The organism is Modicisalibacter coralii (assembly GCF_004117855.1).
In the GTDB taxonomy this organism is placed as follows: domain Bacteria; phylum Pseudomonadota; class Gammaproteobacteria; order Pseudomonadales; family Halomonadaceae; genus Modicisalibacter; species Modicisalibacter coralii.
On the sequence record NZ_QWBW01000019.1, the window covers coordinates 14,970 to 27,735 of the forward strand.

12 protein-coding genes and 2 tRNA genes are annotated in these 12,766 nt (G+C 63.7%); 9 read left to right on the forward strand and 5 right to left on the reverse strand.

Annotation, left to right across the window (positions count from 1 at the left end; translation table 11 throughout):
• The first annotated feature begins 84 nt into the window (after window positions 1–84).
• Complete coding sequence (gene hppD / locus D0901_RS11725; protein WP_129140492.1) at window positions 85–1,188, forward strand: 4-hydroxyphenylpyruvate dioxygenase; 1,104 nt, start codon at window positions 85–87, stop codon at window positions 1,186–1,188.
• A gap of 67 nt (window positions 1,189–1,255) precedes the next feature.
• Here hppD and D0901_RS11730 read toward each other — a convergent pair whose 3' ends face one another.
• Window positions 1,256–1,459 (reverse strand): hypothetical protein, encoded by a 204-nt coding sequence (locus D0901_RS11730; protein WP_129140493.1) that lies wholly within the window; start codon window positions 1,457–1,459, stop codon window positions 1,256–1,258.
• Between the two features lie 64 nt (window positions 1,460–1,523).
• A complete protein-coding gene (locus tag D0901_RS21275) occupies window positions 1,524–2,123 on the reverse strand; it encodes a helix-turn-helix domain-containing protein (protein WP_224419425.1) in 600 nt (199 codons plus the stop codon).
• Window positions 2,124–2,715: 592 nt separating this feature from the next.
• Between D0901_RS21275 and D0901_RS11740 the strand changes: the two genes are divergently transcribed.
• Entirely contained in the window at window positions 2,716–3,612 is an 897-nt protein-coding gene (locus D0901_RS11740) for a LysR family transcriptional regulator (protein WP_129140494.1), read from the forward strand.
• A gap of 28 nt (window positions 3,613–3,640) precedes the next feature.
• On the opposite strand, the gene D0901_RS11745 is transcribed toward D0901_RS11740, so the two are convergent.
• The gene (locus D0901_RS11745; RefSeq protein ID WP_129140495.1) at window positions 3,641–4,381 is read right to left on the reverse strand and encodes an SDR family NAD(P)-dependent oxidoreductase; all 741 of its coding nucleotides are present in this window, start codon (window positions 4,379–4,381) and stop codon (window positions 3,641–3,643) included.
• Between the two features lie 95 nt (window positions 4,382–4,476).
• On the opposite strand from D0901_RS11745, the gene gltX reads away from it, so the two are divergent.
• From gltX to D0901_RS11760, 3 genes are all read left to right on the forward strand, one after another.
• Complete coding sequence (gene gltX / locus D0901_RS11750) at window positions 4,477–5,958, forward strand: glutamate--tRNA ligase (protein ID WP_129140496.1); 1,482 nt, start codon at window positions 4,477–4,479, stop codon at window positions 5,956–5,958.
• Window positions 5,959–6,161: 203 nt separating this feature from the next.
• Window positions 6,162–6,237: transfer RNA gene (locus D0901_RS11755), tRNA-Ala, on the forward strand.
• A gap of 26 nt (window positions 6,238–6,263) precedes the next feature.
• Window positions 6,264–6,339 (forward strand) — tRNA-Glu (locus tag D0901_RS11760).
• 394 nt (window positions 6,340–6,733) lie between these two features.
• On the opposite strand, the gene D0901_RS11765 is transcribed toward D0901_RS11760, so the two are convergent.
• A complete protein-coding gene (locus D0901_RS11765) occupies window positions 6,734–7,615 on the reverse strand; it encodes an NAD(P)-dependent oxidoreductase (RefSeq protein WP_203234859.1) in 882 nt (293 codons plus the stop codon).
• Window positions 7,616–7,735: 120 nt separating this feature from the next.
• A complete protein-coding gene (gltA, locus tag D0901_RS11770) occupies window positions 7,736–9,025 on the reverse strand; it encodes a citrate synthase (protein ID WP_129140497.1) in 1,290 nt (429 codons plus the stop codon).
• 410 nt (window positions 9,026–9,435) lie between these two features.
• On the opposite strand from gltA, the gene sdhC reads away from it, so the two are divergent.
• Genes sdhC through D0901_RS11790 form a run of 4 tightly spaced genes read left to right on the forward strand, consistent with a single transcriptional unit; the run spans window position 9,436 to window position 12,652 of the window.
• Window positions 9,436–9,813, forward strand: coding sequence for a succinate dehydrogenase, cytochrome b556 subunit (gene sdhC, locus D0901_RS11775; protein WP_129140498.1), 378 nt, complete (start codon window positions 9,436–9,438; stop codon window positions 9,811–9,813).
• The gene (sdhD, locus tag D0901_RS11780; protein ID WP_129140499.1) at window positions 9,807–10,154 is read left to right on the forward strand and encodes a succinate dehydrogenase, hydrophobic membrane anchor protein; all 348 of its coding nucleotides are present in this window, start codon (window positions 9,807–9,809) and stop codon (window positions 10,152–10,154) included. Before sdhC ends, sdhD begins: the two co-directional genes overlap by 7 nt.
• Before the next feature lie 3 nt (window positions 10,155–10,157).
• On the forward strand, window positions 10,158–11,930 hold the full coding sequence (gene sdhA / locus D0901_RS11785; protein WP_129140500.1) for a succinate dehydrogenase flavoprotein subunit: 1,773 nt from the start codon (window positions 10,158–10,160) through the stop codon (window positions 11,928–11,930).
• An 11-nt stretch (window positions 11,931–11,941) separates the two neighbouring features.
• A complete protein-coding gene (locus D0901_RS11790; RefSeq protein ID WP_129140501.1) occupies window positions 11,942–12,652 on the forward strand; it encodes a succinate dehydrogenase iron-sulfur subunit in 711 nt (236 codons plus the stop codon).
• The last annotated feature ends 114 nt before the right edge of the window (window positions 12,653–12,766 follow it).

Sequence of the window (12,766 nt, forward strand, 5' to 3'; positions counted from 1 at the left end):
GGCGCGCCTAGGCTGAACGCATGCGTCGTCCGACGACGATCGAGACGCCATGGCTCGTCTGCCAACGTTACAAGGAGAATACGCATGACTGCACCGGCCGCCATTTCCGCCAACGACAATCAGACCAATCCGATCGGTACCGACGGCTTCGCGTTCGTCGAATTCACCGCGCCTTCCGCCGAGGAGCGCGACGCGTTGCGTCGGCTCTTTGCCCGGATGGGCTTCACCGAAACCCGCAAGCATCGTTCCAAGGCGGTATCGCTGTTCCAGCAGGAGGGCATCAACTTCGTGCTCAACGGCGAGCCGAACAGTCATGCGGCGGCCTTCGCCGCAAAGCATGGCCCCAGCGCCTGTGCCATGGCCTGGAAGGTGGCCGATGCCCGCCAGGCCTTCGAGCACGCCGTGGCGCGCGGCGCCGAGCCCGTCGACAATCCGGTGGGGCCCGGCGAGGCGGGGATCCCGGCGGTCAAGGGGATCGGCGGCTCGCTGCTCTACTTCGTCGACGACAAGCGCGACGCCGACGGACGCAGTATCTACGAGATCGATTTCGAGCCCATCGCGGGTGCCGAACGCAACGCGCGCAGCGTGGGCCTGAAGGTCCTCGACCACCTGACCCACAACGTCGACCGCGGCCAGATGGATGTCTGGGCCAACTTCTACACCGACATCGCCAATTTTCGCGAGATCCGCTACTTCGACATCGAAGGCAAGATGACCGGGCTGCACTCCCGGGCGATGACGGCGCCCTGCGGCAAGATGCACATCCCCATCAACGAGTCGGCGGACGACCAGTCGCAGATCGCCGAATTCCTGCGCGAGTACAACGGCGAGGGGATCCAGCACCTGGCCCTGGCCACGGACGATATCTATGCCACGGTCAAGGCGCTCAAGGCCAACGGCGTCTCGTTCATGACCACGCCGGCGACCTACTACGAGAAGGTCGATGAACGCGTGCCCAACCACCAGGAGAATCTGGAGGATCTCAAGGCGCTCAACCTGCTGGTCGACGGGGCGCCGCAGGAAGGGGTCCTGTTGCAGATCTTCACCGACACCGTGATCGGGCCGATCTTCTTCGAGATCATTCAGCGCAAGGGCAACAAGGGCTTCGGCGAGGGCAACTTCAAGGCGCTCTTCGAGTCCATCGAGGAGGACCAGATCCGGCGTGGGGTTCTCAAGGGCGACGAATGATCCCCGGTCGCGTGATTGAAGCGCATCGCCCCGTCCTGTCGGCGGGGCGATGCTACTTCGGCAGACCCTAAAGGCCGTATTCGTCCGGGTCCTCGCCCTGCTCGCGCAGGAAGGCGGCGACCAGATCCTCGTCGCCGTCGTGGTCGGACCCGTGGCGGTAGGCGAACTCGATCAACTGCTCCTCCTCAAAGCCGTCGTACCAGCTCATGTCCTTGTAATCACTGGTGGCGTACCAGTCACTCGCCGCTTCGTAACTATCGAACAATGGCATCACATCTCTCCTTGCGAACCTGACCTGCAACGTAGATCGGCCCGCGAGACGACGCAATGCAGGATCACTGCTGGATCAGATGCCAGCGGGCCCGGATCTGAGCCAGCAGGCGGAAGGGGAGGGCGCTCAGGGGCACGGTCTCGATCTCGTGATACTCGTCACTGATGCGTACCTGGCCGTCGCTGCGCTTCTCGAGACGCCGGACGACCAGCTGGTCGAAGTGCTCGAGGATGTAAAGACCATCGTCGAGGAATGTCGTCAGCGGGTACACCGCGGCCAGGTCGCCGTTGGCGAGAAAGTCGAAGCTTTCACCGTAGGCGGGCGTCACCAGGTGGCAGTCTGCGGTGACCTGACGCAGGGGCAGGCCGTCGAGCAGCGGCATGAGCCCGGCACCCTGACGAATCCAGGGAGCCGGTTGCCGGGACCGGAGATGCAGGATCCCCGACGAACTCGGGGGCGCTGGCGTGCCTTCCAGAAGGTCGCTGAGCGAACAGTCCAGGGCCTCGGTCAGCGCCACCAGGCGCTCGTGCCCGATCTGCTTGATGGTGCCCGATTCCCAGTAGGAGATCGTGACATCCGAAACGCCCACTCGTCGGGCGAGGGCAGCCTTGCTCAGGTTGGCCTTCAGTCTTAGCGCTTTTATGCGGGAACCCAATGCATCCATCGATTGCATCTCGCCGTAACGTGAACGCCTAGCATAGCCACTCGTCACCGAAGTATGTTTCGGGTTGGATGGCACTCACTTTACTGAGAAAAACAAAGGCTTGTGCTGCCATGACGGGGGACCTCCGGGGCACTTTCACGGGCTGTCATTTCGTGCGCTAACCCTGGCCATACGGGCCGACGATCCATTGGATTGGTTTTTTTCCGACAGGTTTCACGACGGCGAGTCCTTATTGATCCTACATGACGAATCATGGCGGAAGCGAAGCGCGTTGCCCGGTGAGGTCCGGACCTCGGACGACAACCTTGACGCGCAACGGCGGCAGGCACCGCGCTTGGTGGTAACCCGAGGGAATCATGGGGAAAAAAGCGCCGGTTGCTCGAGCGAGCAACCGTCGGCGCACAAGGGTGATGCACTGAAGGCTCCATCGGCAAGATAGCGCCGCCGATGGTGCTTCAGGGGTCCTGTGACCGCCCGAAGTGAGCGCAGTATAGGCAGTCGTACTTTGCGGAATAAGTGGGTACAATCGAAAACCAGTGTTTCTGTATTGGAAACATGGCGCGTTGCAGCGTTTCGGAGGCAGTGACGACTCTTGGCGACCCTGGATGCCCTGAAGGTTTTCGTCGAAGTGGTGCGTGCGGGCAGCTTCACGGCCGCGGCACGGCGGCTGGGCATCTCCAAGTCGCTGGCGTCCAAGCGCCTCGCCGCACTGGAGGAAGAGCTGGGGGTCAGCCTGCTCAACCGCTCGACCCGCTCGCTGCATCTCACCGAGGCGGGCCGGATCTACTACGAACATGGCCTGCGTATTCGCGAGGAACTGGCCGCGGCGGAGGCCCAGGTCCAGTCGGTCACTGCGCGTCCGCGCGGCCAGCTCAAGGTCAGTGCCCAGGTGAGCTTCGGCTTCATGTATCTGGCGCCGCCCACCACGGCCTTCATGCGTCGCTATCCGGATGTGGCGGTCGAGATCCTGCTCGAGGATCAGCGCTTCGAGCCGATCGATGATTCCGTCGATCTGGCGATCCGTATGGGGCCGCTGCCTGCGTCGAGCCTGGTGTCGCGCCCGCTGTGCAAGGTGGTCTACGGCCTCTACGCCGCCCCTGACTATCTGGCCCGCGCCGAGCGGCCCCAGCACCCCCGCGACATCGAGGCGCATGACAGCGTCTTCTACGGCAACTATGACCTCGGCGCGCACTGGCGTTTCTCGCTCAATGGCCAGCCCTTGGACATCGAACCCAACTCGCGCCTGGTGATCAACAATCTGCTGGGTGTGGTGGAGGCGGCCAAGGCGGGATTCGGGCTGGCCTACCTGCCCACCTTCGCCGCGCAGTCGGCGGTGGCCGAGGGGGAGCTGGTGCCCTTGCTGCAGCCCTACTGGAACGAGCACGGCAGCATGCTGGTCCTGTTTCGCTCGCGCAAGTATCTGCCGGACAAGACCCGGGCCTACCTGGACTTCATTACCGACTGGTTTCGCGAACGCCTGGTGCTGTAGGGCGGCCGCGACGATCCAGCACGCTCGTCTACCAGTCGATGGGCTCGCCCGCCCAGTCCCAGAAACTGCCGGTCTCCTCGGGCCTGCGCTCGCCCATCACCGCGATCAGCCGCTCGGCGACGAAATCGGTGCTGAACAGCTTGCCTGCGGGCACCCGGGACTGGAAGGGAGCGGAAAGTGCCGTATCGGTGGTTCCCGGATGCAGGCACAGCACGATCGCCCGGCGGTTGTAGCGGGCCAGTTCGATGGCGGCGGTGTGCAGCAGCATGTTGTGGGCCGCCTTGCTCGCCCGATAGGCGTACCAGCCGCCCATTCGGTTGTCGCCGATCGAGCCCACCCGGGCCGAGAGGCTGGCGACGATCGCCGGATGCTGACCCTTGAGACAGGGGGCCAGGGTCTGGACGAGCAGCACCGGCGTGGTGGCGTTGACATGGAAGAGTGTCGCGAGCGTGTCGGCATCGAGATCTTCGAGCCGTTTCTCGGGATGAATCCCGCCCGGCTCGTCGTGCAGCATCCCGATGGCGTTGAACAGCAGATGCACCGTCTCGCCCGCGAGTCGCTCGGCCAGGGCTTGGCGCCCCGAGGGTGTGGTGACATCGGCGACCAGGGTTTCCAGGCGGGCGTCATCGAGGTCGGGGGGCGTGCGCGATACGGCCAGCACACGGCCGGGCCTGGGGCTGGCCAGCAAATGGCGCACCATGGCGCGGCCGATACCGCCGCCGGCACCGGTCACCACGGCGGTGAAATCGTCGGGAAGCGGCTCCAGCATGGGATCTCCTCGTGGGTGGCGGTCGACCGACGGCTGATGGGTCGAGGCGAGGTGCGTATAATGCCGGCATTCATTGAACCAACGGAATGCCTGTCATGACCACCGTACGAACACGCATCGCGCCGTCGCCGACCGGCGATCCGCACGTGGGTACCGCGTATATCGCCCTGTTCAACCTGTGCTTTGCCCGCCAGCACGGCGGCCAGTTCATTCTGCGTATCGAGGATACCGATCGTCAGCGTTCCACCGACGAGTCCGAGCGCATGATCCTCGATTCGCTGCGCTGGCTGGGACTCGAATGGGACGAGGGTCCGGATGTCGGTGGTCCGCACGGCCCCTACCGCCAGAGCGAGCGCGGCGACATCTACGCCGAATACGCCCGCCAGCTGCTCGAGGCCGGCCACGCCTTCAAGTGCTATCGCACCAGCGAGGAACTCGACGAGCTGCGCGAGCGACGCAAGGCCGAGGGGCTCCATCTGGCGCTCAAGCCGGCCGATCTGGCGCTGCCGGCCGACGAGCAGCGCCGCCGCGAGGCCGAGGGCTGGCCCTACGTGGTGCGCATGAACGTGCCCGCCGAGGGCACCTGCGTGGTGGAGGACATGCTGCGTGGCGAGATCGAAGTGGAGTGGGCCCAGGTCGACGCTCAGATCCTGCTCAAGTCCGACGGCATGCCGACCTATCATCTGGCCAACGTGGTCGACGATCACCTGATGGGGATCACCCATGTGCTGCGCGGCGAGGAGTGGATCAACTCGGCGCCCAAGCACAAGCTGCTCTATGAGTACTTGGGCTGGGAGATGCCTGCGCTCTGCCACATGCCGCTGCTGCGCAATCCCGACAAGTCGAAGCTCTCCAAGCGCAAGAACCCGACCTCGATCAACTACTATCGGCGCATGGGCTTTCTGCCGCAGGCCGTGACCAACTACCTCGGCCGCATGGGCTGGTCGATGCCCGACGATCGCGAGAAGTTCACGCTCGACGAGATGATGGCCCACTTCGACATCCAGCGGGTGTCGCTGGGCGGCCCGGTCTTCGATCTGCAGAAGCTGACCTGGCTCAACGGCGTCTACATCCGCGAGGATCTCGACGATGCGGCGCTGCTGGCGGCGCTGCGCGACTGGGCCTTCAACGAGGCCTATGTCGGCCAGATCCTGCCCCAGGTGCGCCCGCGTATCGAAACCCTGGCCGACGTCACGCCGCTGGCGGGGCATTTCTTCTCGGGGCTGCCGCGTCTCGACGAGCAGAGCTTCGCCGACGTCAAGCTCGAACGCGAGAACCTGGTCAAGCTGCTGCAGTTCCTGGTCTGGCGCTTCGAGGGTGTCACGCGCTGGGAGAAGGAAAGCCTGCTCGCCGAGGTCAAGCGACTCTGCGAGTACTTCGATCTCAAGATGAAGGCCCTACTGGCGCCGGTGTTCATCGCCATCACCGGCTCGGCGAGCTCGACCTCGGTGATGGACGCCATGGCGATACTCGGCTCCGACGTGACCCGGGCCCGGTTGCGTCACGCCATCGACGTGCTGGGCGGGGTTTCCAAGAAGCAGGCCAAGCGCTTCGAGAAGGAATACCGGGAGCTGTAAGACGCGGCTGCGCCGCTTGAAGAGGGAAGAACGGCGCTTCGCGCCTGGAAGAGGGCTGACAAGGGCAGGACAACGCCAATGCCTTCTTCCTTCTTCCTTCTTCCTTCTTCCTTCTTCCTTCTTCCTTCTTCCTTGGGAAGGGTTGACGAATTCGGGGCTAATCAGTATCATACGCCCCGTTCTCGCGAAAGACGCCGACGTTCGGGGCCTTAGCTCAGCTGGGAGAGCGCGACACTGGCAGTGTCGAGGTCACCGGTTCGATCCCGGTAGGCTCCACCAACATCGGCTTCGCGACATCTTCTTGCGTCCCATTCGTCTAGTGGTCCAGGACACCGCCCTTTCACGGCGGTAACAGGGGTTCGAACCCCCTATGGGACGCCACTTCCTGCTGTTCTCTCAAGACCGCTGCGAGCGTCGCCGACCAGACGCTGTCAAGATGCGTTTTTTCAGTCCGGTGCCGGGTTTTTACCCGTCAGGCGCTTGACTTCGCACGTCAGTTTTCCCCACGTTACGCTTTTCTTTCCTCTCTTGTGCATAATCGCTCCGCCAGGCCCGTGGTTGGGCATGCTTTCTTGAAATGTATTTAAAATCAGTATCTTACGGTTGATCAAAAAATAGCCGATTTGTAGGCAGGCCGCTTGTCATGGCGATCGTGCGACCTTTTCGAGAGCTTATGAACAAGGTTATCCACAGAATGTGTGGAAAAGCGCCGGGGTGCGGGAAATACGAAAAATCCGAGTCCTTTCGCCGCTCCCCGGTGTGGAAAATCGAACCGTCAATCGCGCTCCAGGCGCTTGAGCAGCGACGACGTATCCCAGCGGCCGCCGCCCATGGCCTGAACGTCGCCATAGAACTGGTCGATCAGGGCGGCGACCGGCAGGCGCGCGTCGATGCGTCGAGCCTCGGCCAGGCAGATGGCCAGATCCTTGCGCATCCAGTCGACGGCGAAGCCGTGGTCGTACTCGCCGTCGATCATGGTCTTGTGACGGTTTTCCATCTGCCAGGAGCCGGCCGCCCCCTGGGCGATGACCTCGACGACCCGTTCACGGTCGAGTCCCGCCTTGCCCGCGAAGTGCAGGCCCTCGGCCAGGCCCTGGACCAGGCCGGCGATGCAGATCTGGTTGACCATCTTGGTCATCTGCCCGGCGCCGGCGTCGCCGAGGCGCGTCACGGCGCGGCCGTAGTGGGCGAGCAGCGGGCGAACCTCGTCGAAGGTGGCCTCGTCGCCGCCGCACATGACCGTCAGGGTGCCGTTCTCGGCGCCTTGCTGGCCGCCTGACACGGGGGCGTCGATGAAGCGGGCGTCGCGCTCCCGACACGCCTGTTCGAGTTCCCGGGCGAGATCCGCCGAGGCGGTGGTGTGATCGACCAGCACTGCGCCGGGCCGCATGCCGGTCAGCGCGCCTTGGGGGCCGGTGGTGACGGCGCGAACGTCATCGTCGTTGCCGACGCAGACCAGGACCAGGTCGGCGCCCTGGGCGGCTTGTTCGGGGGTGTCGTGGCGGCTGCCGCCATGGGTGTCGACCCACTGCCTGGCCTTGTCCGGGCTGCGGTTGTAGACACGCATCTCGAGGCCGGCGCGGGCCAGGTGGCCGGCCATGGGGAAGCCCATCACGCCGAGGCCGATGAAGGCGGCCGTACGAATCGTCTGGCTCATGGAGAGATACCTCGCGGTAAGTGTGTGGCGCATGCCGACATCAGCGTAGGCGAGGGGAGGGCCGGTCGGCAGGGCCTGACGAAAAAGGCCGCCTTGCGGCGGCCTTGGAGAGAAACCCGGTTACTTCTGGGTCGGGTAATCGCGCTTGGCGTAGCCGGTGTAGAGCTGACGCGGGCGACCGATGCGGTAGCCGTTGCTGATCATCTCGTTCCAGTGCGAGATCCAGCCGATGGTCCGCGAGACGGCGAAGATCACCGTGAACATGTTGGTGGGGATGCCGATCGCCTTGAGGATGATCCCGGAGTAGAAGTCGACATTGGGATAGAGCTTGCGCTCGATGAAGTAGTCGTCTTCCAGGGCGATCTCCTCGAGCCGCTTGGCGATCTTGAGCTTGGGATCGTCGGCCATGCCCAGTTCGCTGAGTACCTCGTCGCAGGTCTCCTTCATGACCTTGGCGCGCGGGTCGAAATTGCGATAGACGCGGTGGCCGAAGCCCATCAGGCGGAAGGGGTCGTCCTTGTCCTTGGCGCGATCGATGTAGCGCTGGATGTTTTCTTCCGACTCGTCACCGATCTCGTCGAGCATGTTGAGCACGGCTTCGTTGGCCCCGCCGTGGGCCGGCCCCCACAGGGCGGCGATGCCGGCGCTGATGCAGGCGAACGGGTTGGCGCCGGTGGAACCCGCCAGGCGCACGGTGGACGTCGAGGCGTTCTGCTCGTGGTCGGCGTGGAGCATGAAGATGCGATCCATGGCCTTGGCGAACACCGGATTGATCTGGTACTCCTCGCAGGGATTGCCGAACATCATGTAGAGGAAGTTCTCGGCGTAGCTGAGGTCGTTGCGAGGATAGTTGAAGGGCTGGCCGATGTTGTACTTGTAGCACATGGCGGCCAGCGTGGGCATCTTGGCGATCAGGCGGACGGCGCTGACCCGACGCTCCTCTTCCTTGGTGATGTCCAGGTTGTCGTGGTAGAAGGCTGCCAGGCCGCCGACCACGCCGCAGAGGATGGCCATGGGGTGGGCGTCGCGACGGAAGCCCTTGAAGAAGTTGGCCAGCTGTTCATGGACCATCGTGTGGTTGCGGATGGTCTTCTCGAAATTGGTGTACTCGTCCTCGCTGGGCAGCTCGCCGAAGAGCAGCAGGTAGGAGAGTTCGACGAAGTTGGAGTTGTCGGCCAGCTGGTCGATCGGGTAGCCGCGGTGCAGCAACATGCCCTGGGCGCCGTCGATATAGGTGATGCCGGACTCGGTGGCGGCGGTGGCGACGAAGCCGGGGTCGTAGGTAAAGAGGCCTTCGGCGGTGAGGCCGCGTACGTCGACGACGTCGGGCCCGACAGTGCCTGAATAGACCGGCAACTCGAGGGTCTTGTCCAGCCCTTCCACTGTCAACTGCGCTTTCCTGTCAGCCATGATGGCCTCCTCTTGTCTCGATACTTGACGTAACTCGTTGTCCTGCCTGCTTACGGGCAAAAAAGGTTCGCCTACTATAGAAATGTCCCGAGTATTGTCAATTCACCCATAGTGGTTGGTGCGGCGGTGCAGCAAGCCATACGGGCGATGACGGACACTGCTGCAGGGGATCGGTTTGCTGCTTGGCAGCAAGAATACCTGTTACCAAGGGTAACACCAAGGTGGCGTTACGGCGGTAACGATTTGTCATGCCACGGCCCAGTCCCTATAATCGTAACCCGCGCGACTGGCGGGAAGGCGGTGATCGATGCCACCTGGACTGGCCAACCATCGCTCTTCCTCAAACCACCGCCCGCTCTAACCGTGCCCGACCGGAAGCATGAGCGGGCCAAGAGAGTGTGTAGAGAGCCGTGAATAGCAAAAGACCCGTAAACCTAGACCTTTCCACGATAAATTTCCCACTTCCTGCGTTAACCTCCATTGCTCACCGTATCACCGGCATCATCCTGTTCATTGGCCTGATCTTCGGCTTCTGGGCGCTGGATGCCTCGCTGTCCTCTCCGGAAGGCTTCGAAGCCGTCCGTGACGTGCTCGCCCACAACTTCCTGGCCAAGCTGGTCGCCTGGGGGCTGCTGTCGGCACTGGCCTTCCATTTCGTCGCCGGCATCAAGCATCTGCTGATGGACGCCGGCTATGGCGTCGACCTCGAAGGCGGCTACAAGAAGGCTCAAATCACCGTGGTGGCAAGCGCGGTTCTCGTGGTACTGGCAGGAGTCTGGGTATGGTAACCAACATCACGAATCTCGGTCGCAGCGGTCTTTCCGACTGGCTGATACAGCGGGTTTCGGCCGTCGTCCTGGCGCTTTACGCCGTCTTCATGGTCGGCTACCTGCTCTTCCATCCCGACCTCGACTACGCGACCTGGCACGGTCTCTTCTCGCAGACCTGGATGCGCATCTTCTCCCTGCTGGCCTTCGTGTCGCTGGCGGCCCACGCCTGGATCGGGCTGTGGACGGTGGTCACCGACTACATCAAGCCGACCGGCATCCGTTTCATCGTGCAAATCGCCATCATCATCGCCATCTTCATCTTCCTGGTGTGGGGCGTACAAGTTCTGTGGGGAGCCTGATCCATGTCTACCATGCGTAGCCTGACATTCGACGCAATCACCATCGGCGGGGGCGGCTCCGGCCTGCGTGCGGCGCTGGAGCTGGCCAAGTCCGGCAAGAAGACCGCGGTCATCTCGAAGGTCTTCCCGACCCGTTCGCACACGGTGTCGGCCCAGGGCGGCATCACCTGCGCCATTGCCTCCGCCGACCCCAACGACGACTGGCGTTGGCACATGTACGACACCGTCAAGGGCGGTGACTACATCACCGACCAGGACGCCGCCGAATACATGTGCTCCGAAGGCCCCAAGGCGGTCTTCGAGCTCGAACACATGGGGCTGCCGTTCTCGCGCTTCGACAACGGTCGCATCTATCAGCGTCCGTTCGGCGGCCAGTCCAAGGATTTCGGCAAGGGCGGCCAGGCGGCCCGTACCTGCGCCGCGGCCGACCGTACCGGCCATGCGCTGCTGCACACGCTGTATCAGAACAACCTGAAGAACAACACCGTGTTCCTCAACGAGTGGTACGCGGTGGATCTGGTCAAGAACGCCAACGGCGACGTGGTCGGCTGCATCGCGCTGTGCATCGAGACCGGTGAAGTGGTGCACATCAAGTCCAAGGCCACCGTGCTGGCGACCGGCGGCTCCGGGCGTATCTACTCCTCGACCACCAACGCCCTGATCAACACCGGCGACGGCATCGGCATGGCGCTGCGCGCCGGCCTGCCGGTCCAGGACATGGAGATGTGGCAGTTCCACCCCACCGGCATCCACGGTGCCGGGGTGCTGGTGACCGAGGGCTGCCGCGGCGAGGGCGGCTACCTGATCAACAAGGATGGCGAGCGCTTCATGGAGCGTTACGCGCCCAATGCCAAGGACCTGGCCGGTCGCGACGTGGTCGCCCGCTCCATGGTCATGGAGATCCTCGAGGGGCGTGGTTGCGGCGAGAACGGCGATCACGTGCTGCTCAAGCTCGACCACCTGGGCGAGGAAGTCCTCGGCAAGCGCCTGCCGGGCATCGTCGAGCTGGCCAAGACCTTCGCCCATGTCGATCCGGTCAAGGAACCGATCCCCGTGGTGCCGACCTGTCACTACATGATGGGCGGGCTGGCGACCAACGTGCACGGTCAGGTGATCTCCCGCGATGGCGACGGCAACGATCAGATCGTCAACGGTCTGTTCGCCTGCGGCGAGGCGGCCTGCGTCTCGGTCCACGGCGCCAACCGTCTGGGCGGCAACTCGCTGCTCGACCTGGTGGTCTTCGGTCGCGCCGCCGGCATGTTCATCGAGAGCGCGCTCAACGAAGGCGTCGACTACCTCGACGCGGCCCAGTCCGACGTCGACCAGGCGCTGTCGCGCATGAACCGCTGGAACGAGTCGAGCGGCGGCGAGTCGGTGCCTGCGCTGCGTACCGAGCTGCAGGAAACCATGCAGAAATCCTTCGGCGTGTTCCGCCAGGAAGACCACATGGAAGAGGGCGTCAAGAAGGTGGCCGAGCTGCGCGAGCGCATCGCCAACGCCCACCTGGGCGACAAGTCCCACGCCTTCAACACCGCGCGCGTCGAGGCGCTGGAACTCGACAATCTGCTGGAGGTCGCCGAGGCGACTGCCATCTCTGCCCTGGAGCGTAAGGAAAGCCGCGGGGCGCATTCCCGTTACGACTATCCGGACCGTGACGACGTCAACTGGCTGAAGCACTCCATCTATACCCCGGCGGACAAGAAGCTGGGCAAGCGTGACGTGAACTTCCAGCCGAAGACCGTCGACACCTTCGAGCCGAAAGTCCGGACTTATTAAGGGGGCAACCGATGTCCATGCTTCAGGTATCCGTCTATCGCTACAACCCGGAGACCGACTCCGCGCCGTACATGCAGGAGTTCCAGGTGGACACCCAGGGCCGTGACCTGATGGTCCTGAACGTCCTCGAGATCATCAAGCAGCAGGACAGCTCGATGGCCTACCGCCGCAGCTGCCGCGAGGGCGTGTGCGGCTCCGACGGGATGAACATGAACGGCACCAATGGTCTGGCCTGCGTCACCGCCCTGTCGGACGTGGTCAAGAACGACAAGCTGGTGCTGCGCCCGCTGCCGGGCCTGCCGGTGATTCGCGACCTGGTGGTCGACATGGGGATCTTCTACAAGCAGTACGAGCGCATTCAGCCGTACCTGCAGAACGATGAGAACCCGCCGGCGATCGAGCGTCTGCAGTCGCCGGAGGAGCGCGACAAGCTCGACGGCCTCTACGAGTGCATCCTGTGCGCCTGCTGTTCGACCTCCTGCCCGTCGTTCTGGTGGAACCCGGACAAGTTCGTCGGACCGGCCGGCCTGCTTCAAGCCTATCGCTTCCTGGCCGATAGTCGTGATACGGCGACGCGCGAGCGGCTCTCCGAGCTCGAGGATCCGTTCAGCGTGTTCCGCTGCCGCGGCATCATGAACTGCGTGGCGGTCTGCCCCAAGGGGCTCAACCCGACCCGCGCGATCGGCAAGATCCGCGAGCTGCTGCTGGCGAATGCCACTTAAACCGTGGCTCGCGGCTTGTTATCATTGGTCCCCGTTCCTGGCTGCGGTCGAGTGTCGCAGCCGGGGGCGGTCCAAGCGTGGAGAGCCGGTGCCCTGGTGCACCGGCTCTTGACG